Origin of the sequence: Amycolatopsis sp. WAC 04197 (assembly GCF_003947475.1) — a bacterium.
Classification (GTDB): Bacteria; Actinomycetota; Actinomycetes; order Mycobacteriales; family Pseudonocardiaceae; genus Amycolatopsis; species Amycolatopsis japonica.
In genome coordinates this window covers 1,391,184-1,409,401 of the sequence record NZ_QHJK01000001.1, presented here as the reverse complement: position 1 = coordinate 1,409,401, position 18,218 = coordinate 1,391,184, and the positions used below count along the sequence as shown (strand labels likewise).

The 18,218-nt window shown below is 68.9% G+C and carries 9 protein-coding genes; 2 read left to right on the top strand and 7 right to left on the bottom strand.

All coding sequences use genetic code 11. The annotated features are described in order from the left end of the window. Positions 1-30: 30 nt before the first annotated feature. The 6 genes from DMC64_RS06985 to DMC64_RS06960 are packed head-to-tail and all read right to left on the bottom strand — an operon-like array spanning position 31 to position 11,890. The gene (locus tag DMC64_RS06985) at positions 31-720 is read right to left on the bottom strand and encodes a thioesterase II family protein (RefSeq protein WP_125732732.1); all 690 of its coding nucleotides are present in this window, start codon (positions 718-720) and stop codon (positions 31-33) included. After that, on the bottom strand, positions 717-1,973 hold the full coding sequence (locus tag DMC64_RS06980) for a cytochrome P450 (RefSeq protein ID WP_125732730.1): 1,257 nt from the start codon (positions 1,971-1,973) through the stop codon (positions 717-719). The genes DMC64_RS06985 and DMC64_RS06980 overlap by 4 nt, the downstream gene beginning before the upstream one ends. Further along, on the bottom strand, positions 1,970-3,280 hold the full coding sequence (locus tag DMC64_RS06975; protein WP_125732728.1) for an MFS transporter: 1,311 nt from the start codon (positions 3,278-3,280) through the stop codon (positions 1,970-1,972). Before DMC64_RS06975 ends, DMC64_RS06980 begins: the two co-directional genes overlap by 4 nt. Next, complete coding sequence (locus tag DMC64_RS06970; RefSeq protein WP_125732726.1) at positions 3,270-6,854, bottom strand: type I polyketide synthase; 3,585 nt, start codon at positions 6,852-6,854, stop codon at positions 3,270-3,272. The genes DMC64_RS06975 and DMC64_RS06970 overlap by 11 nt, the downstream gene beginning before the upstream one ends. Next, complete coding sequence (locus DMC64_RS06965; protein ID WP_125732724.1) at positions 6,851-10,201, bottom strand: non-ribosomal peptide synthetase; 3,351 nt, start codon at positions 10,199-10,201, stop codon at positions 6,851-6,853. The genes DMC64_RS06970 and DMC64_RS06965 overlap by 4 nt, the downstream gene beginning before the upstream one ends. Before the next feature lie 42 nt (positions 10,202-10,243). After that, positions 10,244-11,890 (bottom strand): condensation domain-containing protein, encoded by a 1,647-nt coding sequence (locus DMC64_RS06960; RefSeq protein ID WP_125732722.1) that lies wholly within the window; start codon positions 11,888-11,890, stop codon positions 10,244-10,246. 454 nt (positions 11,891-12,344) lie between these two features. On the opposite strand from DMC64_RS06960, the gene DMC64_RS06955 reads away from it, so the two are divergent. Next, positions 12,345-13,580, top strand: coding sequence for a cytochrome P450 (locus tag DMC64_RS06955; protein ID WP_037335719.1), 1,236 nt, complete (start codon positions 12,345-12,347; stop codon positions 13,578-13,580). Between the two features lie 60 nt (positions 13,581-13,640). Here the strand turns inward: DMC64_RS06955 and lysX are convergent, their stop codons facing one another. Then, positions 13,641-16,958: a bifunctional lysylphosphatidylglycerol synthetase/lysine--tRNA ligase LysX gene (gene lysX / locus DMC64_RS06950; protein WP_125732720.1), complete on the bottom strand. Its 3,318-nt coding sequence runs from the start codon at positions 16,956-16,958 to the stop codon at positions 13,641-13,643. A gap of 244 nt (positions 16,959-17,202) precedes the next feature. Here lysX and panB point away from each other — a divergent pair, with 244 nt between their 5' ends. Beyond that, the gene (gene panB / locus DMC64_RS06945) at positions 17,203-18,078 is read left to right on the top strand and encodes a 3-methyl-2-oxobutanoate hydroxymethyltransferase (protein ID WP_125732718.1); all 876 of its coding nucleotides are present in this window, start codon (positions 17,203-17,205) and stop codon (positions 18,076-18,078) included. Positions 18,079-18,218: the final 140 nt, after the last annotated feature.

The window sequence follows — 18,218 nt, the reverse complement described above, 5'->3', positions numbered from 1 at the left end:
TGCGGTCACGGTTGGCGAGCGATCAGGTACTCACACAACGCTATCGGAACGAATCGCGCTCTGGATCAGATTCATCACGGCTTCCCCGGAATCGACCACGTACATGTGCGCGCCGGGGAGTTCGACCGCCTCGAAGCCGGCGGTGGTGAACTCGGCCCACTCGCGGATGCCGTCGGCGGAGACCAGTTCGTCGCCGGTGCCGCGCAAGGCCGTGATCGGCACCGTGAGCGGCTCGGTGGTGCTGGGGACGTAGTTTTCGTGCATCGTCACGTCCGCGCGCAACGCCGGAAGGAGCAGTTCCCGCAGATCCGGGTGATACAGCGCCTGATCGACGTGTCCGGACAGGACCTGGACCTGCGCCAGGAAAGCATCGTCGTCTTCGTGGACGGACGCGCGGATCTCGAGCGGTCGTTCCGTGCGCGGACCGGGCGACCCGCTGACGAACAGATGACGCACGGACGGCAGCCGGTGCGCGAGTTCGTAGGCCAGCACGGCGCCGACGCTGTGCCCGAACAACACGACGTCCGACGCCTCACCCAGGTCGCCGACGAAAGCGTCGACGGCGTCGTGCACCGACCGGTACGGCTCTTCGTCGATCAGCCGTTCCCTGCCGGGCAACCGCATCGGCACGACTTCGAGACCGTCGGCGGCGAAGGCCGACCACGGGTGGAAGAAGGCGGCCCCGCTCCCACCGAAAGGCAGGCACACCAAGGAAGTCATCGCGGCAGCTTCCGGTCGTAGCGGATCGGCAGTCGTTCGAGGCCCCGGCTGGCCGAGTTGTCGAAGCGCCACGGCAGGTCCTCCGGCGCCACGGCCAGGCTCAACCCGGGCAGCCGCCGCAGCAGCGTGGTGAACGCGACTGCGCCTTCGATCCGGGAAAGCGGCGCGCCGGGGCAGAAGTGCACGTTGACCCCGAACGAAAGATGCCGGTTCGGTTTGCGGGTGATGTCCAGTTTTTCGGGGTTTTCGAACACTTCGGGGTCGTGGTTGGCCGAGTTGATCAGCAGGTGGACGACGCTCTCCTTGCCGATCCGCTGGCCGCACAGCTCCAGGTCCTCGGCCGCGAACCGTTGCGGCGCACGGTAAACCGGTCCCTCGAAGCGCAGGAACTCCTCGATCGCCGTCGCCACGAGTTCCGGTTCGCGCTTGAGGAGCTCGAACTGGTCCGGATGCCGCAGCAACGCCTGCATACCGTTCCCGACGAGGTTCGCGGTCGTCTTGTGGCCCGCGATGATCAGCAGGATCAACGTGGAGACGATCTCCTCGTCGCTGTACGCCTCGTCCGCGTCGGCCGTCTCGAGAATGACACTGACCAGGTCCTCGCGCGGATCCGCGCGCCGCTCGGCCATCAGGTTCAGCAGATATTTCTCGACGTCGTCGCTGACCTGCTTGAGCCGCCGGTTGCCCTCTTCGTCCAGGTACGGCGCGTTGCTGAGCACCATGCCCCAGTCGTGCAGCAGCGGCCAGTCTTCGATCCGGACACCGAGGAACTCGCAAATCACCCGCATCGGCAGCTGCAACGCGAAGTCGTTGTAGAGATCGGCGACGCCTTCGCCGGGCAATGCGTCGATCAGGTCGTCGGTGATCTCCTGGATCCGCGGCCGCAGTTCGTTCATCCGTCGCGGGACGAAGGCGTTTCCGACCAGCTTGCGCAGGCGGGTGTGCTTCGGCGGGTCCGCGGTGAGCATGTTCTTGATCAGGATCGGGCTGCTCTGTTCGAGTGCCTCGCGGAACCAGCCGGGCGCGTTGTCGACGCTCTTCGACAGCCGGCGGTCGGCGAAACCCTTGCTCACCGTTTCGTAGTCGGCGATGACGTAGGCCTCGGAATTCGGCGGGTACTCGATCGGCCGCACCGGGCAGGTGGCCCGCACCTCGGCGTAGCCCGCGTACGGATCCGGGCCGGGGTGGGTGCAGAACTCGGCGGGAAGCGGCTCCGGGGACGCGGTGGTCTGCTCAGGGGTTTCCAGGCTCATTTTCCATCCTCCGAAGTCGTTTGCTTGGCGAGCTCTTCAGGGGCGGGCAAGGTGCGGATGCGTTTGCTGAGGGTCGGCAGCGCGAAGAGGGTCCCGGCGACGGCCATGAAGACGAAGACCCACGTCGGGCCGGCGAGGTCGAAGATCGCGCCGACGGCGAAGATGCCGATCGGCTGGGCGATCATGCCGACGAACATCACCGCGCCGATGACCCGGCCCTGCAGGTTGTCCGGCACCAGTGCGGCGATGTAGCCGTAGATCAGCGCCCCGACGACACCGGCGCGCAGGAAGATGCAGGCGACGATGATGCCGAGCGGCAGCGTGCCGGGCACGAAGGTCAGCAGCACCGCCGCGACCGGGCCGATCCAGATGGCGTAGGCCATGATCACCGGCGGCCGCACGTACTTCAGCACGATGCCCGCGAGCAGCGCGCCGGTCAGACCGCCGCCGCCCGCGATGGCGAGTGTCGTGCCGATCAGGGCTTCCGACGCGCCGCGGTCCTGCGCGGTGGCGATCAGGGCGAGGAACATCCCGGAGTGGTTGAAGGCCATGTTCGAGCCCATCGCCCACAGCACCAGGGTCAGGATGATCGGCTGCTTCACGATGAACTTGAAGCCGTCGAGCATGCTCCCCTTGGGCGCGGCCTTGGTTTCGACGGTCCGCGGTGCCTGGGTCGGCTTCTTGACCAGCAGCAGGATCACCGCGGACACCAGGAACGAGAGCGCGGCGGCGAAGAACGGCAGCGCCCTGGCGAGGGCGAACAGCGCGCCGCCGGCGGGCGGGCCGGCGACGGTGGCGCCGAAGAACCGGATCTGGTTCTGCGCGGTCGCCTGGGTCAGCTGGGAGGCGGGCACGAGCTGTTTGATCGCCGCCATCCCGGCCGGGTTGGACACGCCGAGACAGGTCGCGGACAGGATCACGATGGCGAAGGTGAACCAGACGTTGACGCCGTCACTCATCACCAGCACGGCGAACAACGCCAGCAGCACCAGCCGCGCCAGATCGCAGACGATCATGATCAGCTTGCGGTTGAAGCGGTCGGTCAGGCTCCCGCCGGGCAGTGACATCACCCCGGCCACCACCAGTTGCACCGCGCCGACCGCGCCGGCGTAGGTCGCCGAACCGGTGGTCGCGAGGATCAGCAGCGGATACGCGATCTCCGCCGCTTCCTTGCCGAAGGCGGCGAAGAACTGGCTGATCCACATGGCCTGGAAATCACGGTTACGGAAGAGCGGCTTCTCCTGGACCGGGGGTTCCGGCGCCGCCGTGACGGTGGGTTGACTCGTCGCTGTGGATTCAGCCGACATGATCCATCCTCTCGGCGCCCGCGAGAGCACCGTTCAATTCGCGGGCGAGAACGCCCACATGGGGTTGCGTGAGCAGTGACCAGTGATCGCCGGGAGTGGTGAACACCTGGACACCGCCGCCGTACAGCGGGGCGAGACGGGCGCGGAGCCGGGCGGCCCCTCGCCGGTCCGAACCCGCCCGGAACACCAAGGCCCTGGCGGGAACGAAAGGAGGCCGGTACGGCACCAGCGCGCGTGCCTTGCCCAGCAATTGCGTGCGCAGCGCCGGATTGCGTCGCACCTCACGGCCGATCGCGCCGAACCCGAAGGCCGCGTCGACGAGGGTTCGCCCGTGGCTCGCCAAGAAGCCGGGATCGACGGCCATCGGCAGGTCGCGGCGTCCCTGCACGAAGCCGTCGAGGCCGACCACCGTGTCCACGTCCGCGCCGCGGCGGGTCAGCTGCCGCGCGACCTCGTGCGCCAGCACGGCCCCGAACGACCAGCCGCCCAGGAGGTACGGGCCGTCGGACCGCGTCCGCAGCACCGCGTCGACGTAGTGGGCCGCGATCGCGTCGATGCCTTTTTCCCGGCCGGAAACGATTTCGAATCCGTGGACCGGGCGCGCACCGGCCAGTTCGTCCGCCAGCGCGCGATAACTGAGCGCGCTGCCCGCGGAATCCGCGATGAGCAGCAAGGGCGTGCCGGGGCCGTCTTCGTGGAAGGTCACGACATCGACCGTGTGCCGCGGCCCCGGTGCGGCAGACCGCTCCGCGACCAGTCGTGACAACCGGCCGAAGGTGGCTTCCTGGTCGAACTCCGCCACCGGTACGGAAGCGCCGGTCCGCTCGCGGATCTTCGACATCAGGTTCACCGCCATCAGCGATTCACCACCGAGCGCGTAGAAATCGTCCGCCGCGTCGGCCGAGGGGACGCCGAGCGCCGCACACCACAGTCGTTCCACTGTGGACTCACCTGGACCATCCACAGTGGACTTGATCGAAGGCGGACGTCTGACGGCGAAATCCGGCTCCTCGTCGCTGAAGGGGTAAGTCGGGAGCGAGCAGACGGGCGGCCGTTCACCGGGCTCTTCCAGCAATCCGGCGACGGCGTCCGCGCCACGTTCCCAGATCGAGCCGAGCGCGCGGAGGACACCGCGATCGCCGTCCTCGGCCCGGCCCAGCAGCGGCACGGTCACGTTGCCTGCCTTCCAGGCTTCGTGACGGCGAAGTGTGGCGAGCATGGACGTGCCGGGCCCCAGCTCGAGGAAGGTGTCGCAGCCGGATTCGAGCAGGGTGCCCGCGCACTCCTCCAGCAGCACCGGTTCGCGGAGCTGCCCCGCCCAGTAACCGGGGCCGCGCAACGAGTCCGGTTCCGCCCATCCGCCGGAAGTGTTGGACACCAGCCGGATTCGCGGCGCCGCGTTCGGCTTGGCGGCCACCGCCCCGGCGAGTTCGTCGGCGGCGGGATTCATCAGCGTGCTGTGGAAGGCTCGCGGGATGTCGAGTACCCGGACGTCGAGACCGACCAGGAGGTCTCCGTCGAGCAGCCGGGTCATCGCCGCTTCCGGACCCGAGACGACGACTCGTCCCGGCCCGCGCACGGCGAGGGAGAGTTCACCGAAACCCTTGTCCGCCAAGCGGTCCGCGAGTTCGTCCGCGGCGGCGCCGACGGCGGCCATCCGGCCGGGCCGGGTGGCCAGCATCGCCGAAGCCCGCAGGTGGACCAGATCCACCGCGTCCGGCAGGGTCCAGAGCCCGGCGAGCGTGGCGGGCGCGTACTCGCCGATGCTGTTGCCGAGCATCGCGACCGGCCGGATACCGAGCTCCAGGAGTTGCCTGCCCAGCGCGTAGCCGAGCGCGAACAGCCCGACCTGGTGAGGGACGAGTCGCGAGAACCACGCCGGTTCGGCGTTCTCGGTGACGATCGGTGAGAGGTCGAGCCCGTGCCGCTCGCGGACGAGGTCCCGGACTTCGTCGAACGCGGCCCGGAAGCCGGGAAGCAGCCGGTGCGCGGCCACCCCCGCGGGATGGGTCAGCAGACCGTGCCCCGGGAAGACGAACGCGACCTTGTCGAGCGCACCCGGCACGGACGCCCCCGGCGCCGCGAGCAGCGTCGCGGCTTCGGCGGTGTCCTCTGCGACGACGGTCTGCCGGTGCTGATGCACGCGGCGGGACGCCAGCGTCGCGCTGACTTCGGACAGGTGCAGGTCCGGTGTGGCGCGCAGGTGCTCGGCCAGGTTCGCGCGGAGGCGGCCGAGGGCTTCCGGCGCGGCCGCGGACAATGTCAGCACCCGGCGCCCGCCACGCACGGGCGGCGCCGTCCGGGCCGGCGCCTCTTCGAGGATGACGTGCGCGTTGGTGCCGCCGACGCCGAACGAACTGACGCCGGCGAGCCTGCCGTCCCGGCCGGTCCACGGTTCGGTGCGGGTGCTCACCACGAACGGGGTGGTTTCCAGTTCCAGCAACGGATTCGGCCGGGTGAAGTGCACCGACGGCACCAGTTCGCGGTGCCGCAGCATCAGCACGGCCTTGATCAGGCCCGCCACCCCCGCCGCGGAACCGGTGTGCCCGATATTGCTCTTGACCGCGCCGAGCCGGCACCAGCCGGTGGCGCCGGTGTCCGCCTGGAAGACGTCGGTGAGTGCCTGGACCTCGATCGGATCGCCGATCCGGGTGCCGGTGCCATGCGCCTCCACGTATCCGATGTCGCGCGGATCGACGCCAGCCAGCCTCTGCGCGTAGGCGATGAGTTCGCTCTGCCCCTCGACCGACGGAGCGGTGTAGCCCATCTTTTCCGCGCCGTCGTTGTTGATCGCCGAACCGCGGATCACCGCGAGGACGCGATCGCCGTCGCGCCGCGCGTCGGCCAGCCGCTTGAGCACGACCACGCCGACGCCCTCGCTGGGCACGGTGCCCCCGGCCCGTTCGTCGAACGTGCGGCAATGGCCGTCCGGGGAAAGGATTCCACCGGGTTCGTAGAGGTAGCCGCGTTCGCCGCCGTCGATGACCGCGACCCCACCGGCGAGCGCGACGTCGCATTCGCCGCCGCGCAGGCTCGCGGCCGCCATGTGCACCGCCGTCAACGACGTCGAACACGCCGTCTGCACGGTGACGGCCGGCCCGCGGAGGCCGAGTTTGTAGGCCACCCGCGTCGCCAGGAAGTCGGGGCCGAGCCCGATGTAGCGGGCCAGTTCGCCGAGTTCGCCGTCCGGCTCGGCGGTGACCTGGTCCGCCCCGCCGTACACGCCGATCCAGCCGGGGAAGCGGGCCGGGTCGAGCGCGGCGTCGTCGAGGGCGGCCACCACGCATTCCAGGAACACCCGCTGCTGCGGATCGATGCTCGCCGCCTCGGCACGGCTGTAGCCGAAGTACGTCCAGTCGAAGCCGCGGGCGCCGGTCAGCAACCCCATCGCCGGGACGAAATCGGGACGCCGGGTCAGCTCGGGGTCGCCACCGGCCGCGAGGACCTCCTCGGCGTCCAGCCTGCTGATGCCTTCGGCGCCCGCGCGCAACAACGACCAGAACCGGCCGACGTCCGGCGCGCCCGGATACCGGCAGGCCATCCCGATGACGGCGACCGGCTCCTGCCTGGTCATGAAGCGCTCGCGAGGAGCCTGCCCAGGCCTTCCGGCGTCGGGTCGCGCAGGAAGTCGCGCACCTTGAGGATCGCTCCGGTGCGTTCCTTGGCCAGCGTCACCAACCGGATGGCCGCCATCGAATTCCCGCCGACGGTGAAGAAATCCGTCCGCGCGGTGATTTCCACGGCGGGCTCGCCGATCGCCTCGATGAACATCGCGAGCGCCGGCCCGAGGTCGTCCTGAGGTTCCGGGGCCGCGGTCGCCGGGGCCGCCACCGCGGCCAGCGCGCGGCGATCGATCTTCCCGTTGCCAGTCACCGGGATCCGCTCGACCAGCGCCCACAGCGTCGGGACCATGTACGCCGGCAAGCGTCCGTTCAGGGCGTCGCGCAGGTCCGCCGTGCCGAACACGGCACCGGGCGCCGGGACGACGGCGGCCATCAACCGCTTCTCCGCGCTGTCGCCGTCGCTGACCGCGACGACGGCGTCCTGCACCCGCTCGTCCGCGGTGAGCGCCTCGCTGATCGCCGACAGTTCGACGCGGTAGCCGCGCAGTTTGACCTGATCGTCGCGTCTGCCGAGGTACCGGACCCGGCCCTTCGTGTCGATGCGCACCAGATCCCCGGTGCGGTACAGGCGTTCCGGCACGTCCGGGGAGAACTCGCCGAACACGCGGGCCGTCTCCGCCTCGTCGCCGAGGTACCCGTCGGCGAGGCCGAGACCGCCGGTGTACAGCTCGCCGACCGCGCCCGGCGGCACGAGCCGATGCCGGGCGTCCAGCACGTACACCCGGGTTCCGGGCAACGGCGTGCCGATCGGCAGCGGACCGTCGACGTCGTCCGCGTCGGTCACCGAATACGTGGTGGTGAACGTGGTGTTCTCGGTCGGCCCGTAGCCGTTGGTGATGACCAGGCCGGGATGGCGCCGCAGGACCCGGGCGACGTGCTCGTGCGGGACGACGTCGCCGCCGGTGAGCAGTTGCCGCAGCCCGGCGAACGCGTCGGGCGCGAACTCCTCCACCAGCCGGAACAGTCCGGCGGTGAGCCAGGCGACGGTGACTTCGTTGTCCAGCAGGAATTCGCCGAGTTCGGTGGGCGTCGGCAGTCCCGCCGGGTACACCTCGAGCGTGGCACCGGTCAGGAGCGCGCCCCAAAGCTCCAAAGTGGACGCGTCGAAGGCGAGCGGGGACAACCGCAGCACCCGTTCCTCCGGGCCGAGGTGGACGTAGTCCGCCTCGTGCACCAGCCGGACGATGGCGCGGTGCGGGACGCAGACCCCCTTCGGTTCACCGGTCGAGCCGGAAGTGAAGGCGACATAGGCCGGACGCGTCGTGTCCGGATCCACCGGCGCTTCGACGACCTCCCGCATCTCCCAGGACCGATCCCACGCCGCCACCACGGGAATCCCGAGTTGGCGGAAGCGTTCCGCCAAGGCCGTGGGCACGAGGGCGGCGACCGGAGCGGCGGATCGCACGATCTTGCCGGAATGCTCGATGGGGACGGCGAGATCGACGCCGACGTACGCGGCGCCCGCCCAGACGATGCCGAGCACCGCGACGGCTTCCGCGATCGATCGGTCCAGCCCGACGAGCACGCGGTCGCCGGGGCGGACACCGGCTTCTCGCAACAGCCGCGCCTGGTGGGAGGCCGCGGCGGCGAGTTCGCGGTAGCTCAGCTGGACTTCGTGTTCGCGGACGGCGATCGCGTCCGGGTCCCGGAGCACCGTTTCGCGGAAGAGCGCGTCGATCGACGTGGCCGGGAAATCCTCCCGGGTCCGGTTGATGCCGTCGAGCAGGGCCCGCCGTTCCGTTGACAGGCAACGGATCTCCTCGACCGCGACGTCGCCGGCCGTCGCCAGCTGGTCCGCGGCGGCGAGGAAGTCCGCGATGAACCCTTCGGCGTCGGCCGGACCGAAGACCGCGGACGCGTATTCCAGATGGCCACCGAATGACGGCTCGGCCCGGCCGATCAGCAGGGAAAGGTCGAACTGCGCGCCGCCACCGTGGCCCTCTTCGATCCGCAGCCGCGCGCCCGAGGTCTCGATCCGTTGCGGGACAAGCTGATCGTGCATGCCGAACGAGACCTGGACCAAGGGATGACAGCCGAGCGTGCGTTCGATGCCGAGCCGGGTGACCAGCTCCTCGAACGGCAGGTCGCCCGCGCCGATGCTCTGCCCGAGCGACTGGTGCACCGAGCGCAGGTACGTCGCCACGGCGGCGTCTTCGGCGATGTCGATCCGGACCGGGACCAGGTTCCCGGCGACGGCGACGAGTTCTTCGAGTTCGGTGCTCCCCCGGCCGGTGAGCGGAACCCCGACCAGCAGATGCCGCGTGCCGGTCCAGCGGCTCAACGTCAAGCCGAAGGCGCCGAGCAGGAAGGCGAACGGCGTGATCCCCAGCGCCTTGGCGCGTTCGGCCACCGCCGCGCCGGCGGGCACGCCGAACTCGATCGGCAGCCGCGCGCCCGCGGCGTCCTGGATCGGAGGACGCTGCCGATCGGACGGGACTTCCAGCACCGACGGCACGCCGTCGAGGTGCTTGGTCCAGAACTCGGCCTGCCGGTCCCATTCCCCGGAGGCGCGGGCCTCCTCTTGATGGCGCAGGAGAACCCGGGGCGAGACACCGGGCTCCCCCACGGTCTCGGGCCCGCCGCCCGCCAGGTTCGCGTAGCGGGCGAACAATTCGTTCAGCAGCAGGCCGACCGACCAGCCGTCGAGCACCATGTGGTGCGCCACCAGCACCACGGCCCGACCGCCCGTGCCACCTTGGGCCAGGAGGAACCGATACGCCGGCGCCTCCGCGAGGTCGAACGGCCGCCGTCCGTGCCGGGCCGCCAGGGACCGGACCCGCTCCTCGAACTCGCCCGCTTCGCCTTCCCAGGAGTGTGCCTCGACGGCCGGGACGTACGACTCGAGCACCTCGGGCACGACATCACCGGTGTCACCGCGGTAGACCGTGCGGAGTCCGGGATGTCTCGCCACGGTCCGCGCGACCGCCCGCTCGAACAACTCCGGCACCAGCGTCCCGGTCTCCACGAAACAGGTGAAGACCAGGTTGTACGGAGACCCGCCGGTAACCCGCTCGATCAGCCACATCCCGCGCTGGGCATGGGAAATCGCTTCGGCGGCCGGTTCTGATCCGCCGACCGGTTTCCCGGCGGGGACCGCACCGGCGAACACCTCGGCGACCGGAGTGTCACTGAGCAACGCGGCCACGGGGACTCGCAGGCCGAGCTTCTCCTGCGTGATCGCGACGAGCCGCAGTGCGCGCAGTGAATCCCCGCCGAGGCCGACGAAACTGGTGGTGGCGAACGCGCCGGCCTCGATGTCCTGGCCGAGGACGGCACTGGCGTACTCGTGGAACGACATGGCTTTTCTCCGGTCGGGACGAGGGGCTGGCGTAGGCGAGGGTCAGGCCTGGGTTTCGGCCGCGCGCCGTTCGCGGGCGGCGCCGAGCAGGCGCTCACGGCTGCCGCGCGCTCCCCCCGTCTGCTTCTTCTCCGCGCCGACCAGCAGATCGGCGTGGCCGCGGACGGTGCCGGCGCGGAACAGGTCGACCGTCTTCACCATCCGGCCGGACACTTCGCGCAGCTTCTCCACCAGCACCACCAGGCGCAGCGAATCGCCTCCCGCGTCGAAGAAGCTGATGTCGTCGCCGAATTCCTTGTTGTCGAGCACCTCGCTCCAGACACCGCGGACGAGGTCCAGGCGCACGGCCGGATCGTCGAGGTCGAGGGCTTCGGTGGCGGGCTTGAGCACGGCATCCTCCGGGGTTCGGGCGAGATCCGCGACACCGCGTCGCAGATCGAGAAGCAGGCCGTCGATCGTTTCGTCGGTGAAGAGATCGGCGGGGTAGTCGAGGGTGAGCTCCAGGCGGGATCCGTCCGTCACATGCACGAACAGCGCGAGATCCCACTTGCTGTACTGGGGTTCCAGCGGCCGGAACCGGCCGGTGACGCCGGGCGCGAGGTCGAACGGGGCGGGCACCTCGGCGAGGTTCACCAGCACCGGGGTCAACGGCAGCCTGCCGACGTCGCGCTCGTCGTCCAGTTCGGCGGCGAGCGCGTCCAACGGGACATCCGCGTCGATGAACGTCTCCATGCCGGAATTCCGCGCTTCGAGCAGGAGTTCGCGCCACGTCGTCGTTTCGTCGAGGCGGATCCGCAGGACAAGGGTGGACATGAACATCCCGACGACACCGGCGGAGACCGGGTCGTCGCGACCGGGCCAGACCACCGAGAACAGGAAGTCGCGTTGCCCGCCGCGGCGGGCGAGGGTCGCGGCGAGGATCGCGACCCCGGTCATGAACGCGGTGCAGCCCGCTTCGGCCGACGCCGCCAGGACCCGCGCGGTGACCTGTTCGTCGAAGGTGGTGCGGGCCTCGGCGCCGATCATGGACAGGTCCGGGTCCGGACGCCGGTCATAGGGCAGGTCGACCGTGGTCGGCGCGCCCCGCAGTCGCTCGACGGCGTCCACGATCCGGGGCGCCAGCTCGGTTTCCGGGATCGGGACCTGTACCTGGGCGGGATGGATCGGTTCGGGCAGAACGACTTCTTCACCGCTCAGCGCGGCGCGGTAGAACCGGCCGATCTCGTCGAGCAGCAGTTTCCGTGACGTGGCGTCGAAGACGATGTGGTGCACGGTCAGGACGAACAACGTGGTGTCCGGGCCGACGCGAATGAGCTCCGCTCGGGCCGGCGGTTCGTCGCCGAGGTCGAAGGGTGTGTAGCAGAGAACCTCGACGAGCCGCTTCACCTCGTCAGTGGTCCAGTCCTCTTCGACGGCGTCGAGGAAGCCGGCCTCCGCGGGCTCGCCGTCGGTCCGGTACTCGACGCGACGGTGCGTGGTCTCGAGGCGGAACCGCGATCGCAGCGCGGGATGCCGTGCCAGCGCGCGGCTGACGGCATCCGCCAGCGCGACGTGATCGATCGGTCCGGTGAACTCGATGACCGACGGGATCAGGTACGTCGGGCGCAGCCGATCGATGCGGTCGACGATCCAAATGCCCTGCTGAGTGGGCGTGGCGACATGCCAGACACTGGCCGATTCAGATGGCATACCTCTGCCGCTTCCCCCGGTCGGTGGACAGCCTGAATGGAAAGAAGAAATGCACGGCGAAAAGCCGTAATCAAATCAACGCGGTGGCTGAATTCCCCAGAAATCGAACCCCCAATTGCCATCCAGACGCTACGAGGACACCGCCGCGACTGTCAACTCGTCCATTCGTGGACATCTCACCACTGAGCTACGAAAGCAGTGATTCGGACACCCTTGACACTGCTCGAACACGCGTGCTTGACTCGGCCGACATCTGGGGAAGAAGCAACGAACCTGCCCACATGGGCGTGGATGCGTTGTGCTGCAAGGAAAGTTGATACGGCGAGCAGTGCCGCCGCCGTATTCACTGGTCCATTGGACGCAGTGGCCACTGGGGTGTTCAGCGCATACGGCCACTATGCCATTCGGGTGCGGATAAATCATGGTGGTCCGCCGCGAAATGAAGGGAACGCGCATGACGCTCGAGGACACCACCAGGGGTTGTCCGGTGCATTTCAGCGGCGCCGACCTGGTCGACCCTTTCCTGTACGCCGACGGTGACGCGCATTCGATATGGCGTGAACTCCGCGCGCAGGACGGGCTGACCTGGCACCAGGTAGACGCCGAGCGCGGCTTCTGGTCGGTGGTGAAGTTCGCCGACACCGACTTCGTCATGCGCACCACGGAACTGTTCACCTCCGAACGCGGCACCATGCTCGAACTGCTGGGCATGGACGATCCGGCCGGCGGCAAGCAGCTCGTCGTCACCGACCCGCCTCGGCATACGATCATGCAGGCGCGGCTGAAGAAGGCGCTCGCGGTCCGCGCGGTGGACAAGCAGCGCGACATGGTCCGGGAACTGGTGCTGGGCCTCATCGCCCCGCTGGGCGACGGCGGTGTCTTCGATTTCGCGGAAGCCATGATGACCATGCCGATGGCGGTCACCGGGCGGATGATCGGCCTGCCCGAAGAGGACTGGCCGTGGCTGACGAAGCTCACCAGCGCCTGCGTCGCCGCCGACGATCCGGAGTTCCAGATCGCGGACGGCAAGGACGCGACGCTGGCCAGCGCGCACCGGGAACTGTTCGTCTACTTCCAGGATCTGGTCTCGTACCGGCGCGACCACCTCAGCGACGACCTGCTCAGCGTGCTGATCTCGACCGAGTTCGAGGGCAGGCACATGTCACCCAGCGAGATCGTGGCCAACTGCTACAGCCTCCTGCTCGGCGCGAACGTCACGACGCCGCACGCGCCGAACTTCGTGTTCGCGGAATTCATCGAGACCGGTGTGCTCGAGGACTGGACGCGGCATCCGGAGACCGGGCAGACCGCCGTCGAGGAGGCCTTGCGCTGGTCTTCGCCGGTCAACCACATGCTGCGGTACGCCACCCAGGACGTCGTGCTGCGCGATACGAAGATCTCCGCCGGCGACGCGGTGGTGGTCTGGCTCGGTTCGGCCAACCGCGACGAGGAGCAGTTCCCGGACGCGGACACCTTCGACATCCGGCGCAAACCGAACAAGCACCTCGCGTTCGGGATCGGGCCGCACTACTGCGTCGGGCACAGTGTGGCGCGGATGAGCATCCGGATCCTGTTCGAGGAGCTGCTGAGCCGGTTCCACGATTTCGCCCCGGCGGGGAAGCCGGAGCGGATCACGTCGAACTTCGTGTCCGGGTACAAGCGGGTGCCGATCACCGCGGCCCGGCGGTAGCAAAGGTCCCTTGCTCTCTTTTCGCAGGTCAGCGGGCCGAGTGATAGCAAAGGTCCCTTGCTACCCCTGCGGGCGCACGAACGGGAACAGCACCGTCTGCCGGATCGACGCCCCGGTCAGCATCATCAGCAGCCGGTCGACACCGATGCCGAGCCCGCCGGTCGGCGGCATGCCGTGTTCGAGCGCGAGCAGGAAGTCCTCGTCCAGCTCCATCGCCTCGACGTCCCCGCTCGCCGCGCGCAGCGACTGGGCCTCCAGCCGCCGTCGTTGCTCGAGCGGGTCGGTCAGCTCGGTGTACGCCGTGCCGACCTCGGAGCCGAACGCGATCAGATCCCAGCGCTCGGCCAGCCGCGGGTCCACGCGATGTTGCCGGGTCAGCGGCGAGACGTCGGTCGGATAGTCGGTGTAGAAGGTCGGCAGCACGGTCGCGCCTTCGACCAGATGCTCGTGCGCCTTCAGCACGAGATCGCCGTGCCCGGCGTCCTCGTTCACCGGCACCCCGGCCGCGCGGCACAGCCGCTGGAGTTCGGCGACGGAGGTACTCGCGTCGATCTTCTCCCCGAGCGCGGCAGAGACGGCTTCGTGGACCGGGATCACCGGCCAGTCACCTGAGATGTCGTACTCGACGACCTTCCCGTCCGGCCCCGGTCGGCGAACCACCTGCGCGCCGTACGCGGCCTCCGCAGCGCATTGCACGAGCTCGCGCGTCAAGGTCCGCATAGTGTTGTAGTCGGCATACGCCTGGTATGCCTCCAACATGGTGAATTCGGGGTTGTGCGTCGCGTCGACACCCTCGTTGCGGAAGTTCCGGTTCAGTTCGAAAACGCGCTCGACGCCCGCCACGCAAAGCCGCTTCAGGTAGAGCTCGGGCGCGATCCGCAGATACATCCGCATGTCGTAGGCGTTGATATGCGTGATGAACGGCCGCGCGTTCGCGCCGCCGTGCACGGTCTGCAGCATCGGCGTCTCGACTTCGAGGTAATCGCCCTGGTGCAGCCGCTCCCGCACCGCGCGCACGACGGTCGAGCGCATCCGCAGCATCGCCGTCGAGTCCGGGTTCACCGCGAGGTCCAGGTATCGCTGCCGCACCCGCGTCTCCGGATCGGTGAGACCTTTTCGCTTGTCCGGCAACGGATGCAGGCTCTTCGCCGTCACGGTCCAGTCGTCGACGAGCACGGAAAGCTCACCGCGCCGCGACGTCACGACCTGCCCGCTCACGCCGACATGGTCACCGAGGTCGACGCCTCGCCGCCAGCCGCCGAGGTCGAGCACGGAGGCATCGAGCATCAGCTGGATCTCGCCGCTGAAATCCTTGACCCGCGCGAAACAGAGCCCACCGAGGTTGCGCATCGCGAGCACCCGGCCCGCGACGCGGACCCGATGACCGGTGTGGGTGTCCGGGCTCAGGTCCCCGAACTTCGAGACGACGTCGCCGAGCAGATCGTCCCGCGCGAAACCGACCGGGTACGGATCGATCCCGGCTTCCCGCAAGCGATCCAGCTTCGCCATCCGCACGCGGACCTGGTCGGGGCGTCGCACCTCCTTGGGTGCGGGAGTGGCCGCGTTCGCTTCGATACGGTGGACTTCGGCGACGAAATCGTCGGTGACCGTCTCCAGTTTCAGCGCCCGCGCCGATCGTCCTGTCGGGACGAATCCCTCGAGCGCGCCGGCGACGATGCCGACCCGCGGCAACCGTCGAGCCGAGGAATAGCACAGGAACCGCGGCTCCCAGTCGGGCCCGTACTTGGCGTTGGACCGGTAGAGCGATTCCAGCTGGAAGAACCGTGACGCCATGCTGAGCACGCCGCGCCAGGCACGCAGCACCGGGCCCGCGCCGATCCGCTCCCCCTCGGAGAAGACCGCGCGGAACATCGCGAAGTTCAGCGAAATCCGTTGCGCGCCAAGGTGTGAGCTCGCCGCGACGACCTCGGCGACCATGTACTCGTTGAGCCCGTTCTCGGCGTCGCGGTCGCGCCGCATCAGGTCGAGCGACAGGCCGCGACGGCCCCACGGCACGAACGACAGCATTCCGCGAAGCTCGCCCTTGGCGTCGTACGCCTCCACCATCACGCTGCGGCCGTCGCTCGGATCACCGAGCCTGCCGAGCGCCATCGAGAATCCGCGTTCGGTCTCGGCGCCGCGCCACTGCTGCGCCTGCAGCAGCAGCCTGGCCATCTCGTCCGCCGGGATTTCGCTGTGCCGCCGGACTTTCGTGCTGTATCCGGCCCGTTCGATCCGTTTGACCGCTTGCCGGACCGAGCGACGCTCCGGCCCGGCGAGGCTGAAGTCACGGACGTCGAGGACGGCTTCGTCGCCGATCTCAAGCGCGCGAAGACCTGCGTCGGCGTAAACCTTCGCGCCGCGTTCGCTCGCGCCGAGCACGCCGGGCGTCCAGCCGTAGGTGCGTGCCTCGCTCAGCCAGGCGCGGACCGCGTCGGGCCACGCGTCGGGATCGCCGATGGGATCCGCGCTCGCGACGCTGGTGCCCGCGAGCACGCGGTACGCCACGGCCGCGCGGCCGTTCGGCGAGAAGACGACGCTCTTCTCGCGCCTGGTGGCGAAATAGCCGAGAGAGTCGTCTTCGCCGTGTTCGGCCAGAAGGCGGCGTACGCGCAGTTCTTCCTCGTCTGTCCTCAAGCGACGGCTGCGCACACCTCGGAAGAGCGTGTACAGCGCGGCCGTCGCGACCGCCGTGGCGCTGAGGTCGAGCACGAGGTCGAGCCAGGCGGGTCCTTCGCCGATACCGACCCGGCGCAGCTGGATGTTCTCCCCGGTCGTGTGGTTGACCACCCACGCGAACCGCGCCCAGGTGTCGGCGAGACGGCCGGGGAAGGCTTCGCTCAGGCCCCAGCCGACCAGGATGACCGCGGCCAAGCCACCGAACAGCACCGTGAAGCCGTCACGCCAGGCTCCGGGCGCGAGCCGGGCGGGGAACGCGGGACGAAGGACCCAGAGGAACGCGATCATCCCGATCGAGATCAGGTCGGCGATGGCCAGCACCCACACCTGGTGCGGGATGTGCCGGACCTGCCACGGACCCAGTTTCAGCAGCTCGGGCGACCACAGCAGGGCGGCCTGGAAGGCCAGCGTCACCGCCAGGCCGCCGACCTGGAACAGCAGAAGCGTGTAGAGAGCCGCGCGTTTGCGGCGGCGGAGCGCAGCACCGAGGACCACGAGCAGCAGGACGATCACGAGGCTCGCGTTCGTCGGGATGCTCAAGGCCGAGAAGGCGATGTCACCCGTCCTGAGCACCGGCCCCTTCACACCGCCGGCGAGCAGGAGGATCACCGAGAACACGGCCGCGAGCTGCACGAGGGTGGCGACGATCCCGCCGGCCCTCGCCTTCCACGGCGCGACTCGGCTCACTGGGTTTGCCATTCTGGTCCTTCTCGGTACACACAGGGGATCGACAGCTGTACTTACTTGACGTCACACAACCCTGTGTGGTTGTCAACGATCATCATCCTCTGGTCTGAATTTCCTCATCCACAGGCGTGACGCCGCGGTGTGAAGCTGGTCGCAGGGCCTTGGGAGCGGTATCCGGGCATGTCAGGCTTTGTCCTGTTCAGCTCCACTACCCGGGGACCTCTTCGAGGCCTCGAGGGAAGGACGGTCGACAAGGATGTCTGCCACCGAAAAGGATTCCGGCGAGCTCACCGCTCCGTACGGGACCGGCGCGGCGCCCCAGGCCACATCTGGGAAGAAGGTCCGCGTACATCACCTTCGCGACATGAAGGAGCGCGGCGAAGCCTGGCCGATGCTCACCGCCTACGACATGTACACCGCCGCGCTGTTCGACGAAGTGGGCATTCCCGTGCTGCTCGTCGGGGATTCCGCGTCGAACAACGTGTTCGGGTACGACACTTCGCTTCCGGTGACCGTGGAGGAACTGCTTCCACTGGTCCGCGCGGTCACCCGATCGGTGAAGCGGGCCCTGGTCGTGGCCGATCTGCCGTTCGGTTCGTATCAGCTTTCACCGCAGCAGGCGCTGGAGACGTCGGTGCGGTTCATGAAGGAGGGCCGCGCGCACGCGGTGAAACTCGAAGGCGGGCGGAAATTCGCTCCGCACGTCGAGGCGCTGACGTCGGCCGGCGTCCCCGTGATGGGACATATCGGATTCACGCCGCAGAGTGAACACAATCTGGGCGGCTACCGCGTCCAGGGGCGCGGCGAAGCGGCCGAAGCGCTGCTCGCCGACGCGCTCGCCCTGGAGGAGGCCGGCGCCTTTGCGGTCGTCATGGAGATGGTGCCCGCCGAAGCCGCGAAGCGGATCACACACGAACTGAAGATCCCGACCGTCGGTATCGGCGCCGGGCCGGACTGCGACGCCCAGGTGCTCGTCTGGCAGGACATGGCCGGGCTTCGACGCGGCAAGACCCCTCGCTTCGTGAAGAAGTACGCCGACCTCGCCGGCGTCCTGGCCGAAGCCGCTTCCGCCTTCGCGGAGGACGTGCGGCGAGGCGAGTTCCCGGCTCCGGAGCACTCGTTCCACGACTGACCCGCCTCTGACCTGCAAAAAGAGAGCAAGGGACCTTTGCTACCACTCCCGATCGAGGAGCGCGGTAGCAAAGGTCCCTTGCTCTCCGCGCCGTGGTGACCGTGTGGATTTCTGATCATCTGACGCCCCAAAATCCACAC

What these genes read in the sequence shown, in the direction of transcription:
- DMC64_RS06985 (WP_125732732.1), bottom strand. Translation starts at nt 720, where the DNA reads ATGACTTCCTTGGTGTGCCTGCCTTTCGGTGGGAGCGGGGCCGCCTTC.
- DMC64_RS06980 (WP_125732730.1), bottom strand. Translation starts at nt 1,973, where the DNA reads ATGAGCCTGGAAACCCCTGAGCAGACCACCGCGTCCCCGGAGCCGCTT.
- DMC64_RS06955 (WP_037335719.1), top strand. Translation starts at nt 12,345, where the DNA reads ATGACGCTCGAGGACACCACCAGGGGTTGTCCGGTGCATTTCAGCGGC.
- panB (WP_125732718.1), top strand. Translation starts at nt 17,203, where the DNA reads ATGTCTGCCACCGAAAAGGATTCCGGCGAGCTCACCGCTCCGTACGGG.
- DMC64_RS06965 (WP_125732724.1), bottom strand. Translation starts at nt 10,201, where the DNA reads ATGTCGTTCCACGAGTACGCCAGTGCCGTCCTCGGCCAGGACATCGAG.
- DMC64_RS06975 (WP_125732728.1), bottom strand. Translation starts at nt 3,280, where the DNA reads ATGTCGGCTGAATCCACAGCGACGAGTCAACCCACCGTCACGGCGGCG.
- DMC64_RS06960 (WP_125732722.1), bottom strand. Translation starts at nt 11,890, where the DNA reads ATGCCATCTGAATCGGCCAGTGTCTGGCATGTCGCCACGCCCACTCAG.
- lysX (WP_125732720.1), bottom strand. Translation starts at nt 16,958, where the DNA reads ATGGCAAACCCAGTGAGCCGAGTCGCGCCGTGGAAGGCGAGGGCCGGC.
- DMC64_RS06970 (WP_125732726.1), bottom strand. Translation starts at nt 6,854, where the DNA reads ATGACCAGGCAGGAGCCGGTCGCCGTCATCGGGATGGCCTGCCGGTAT.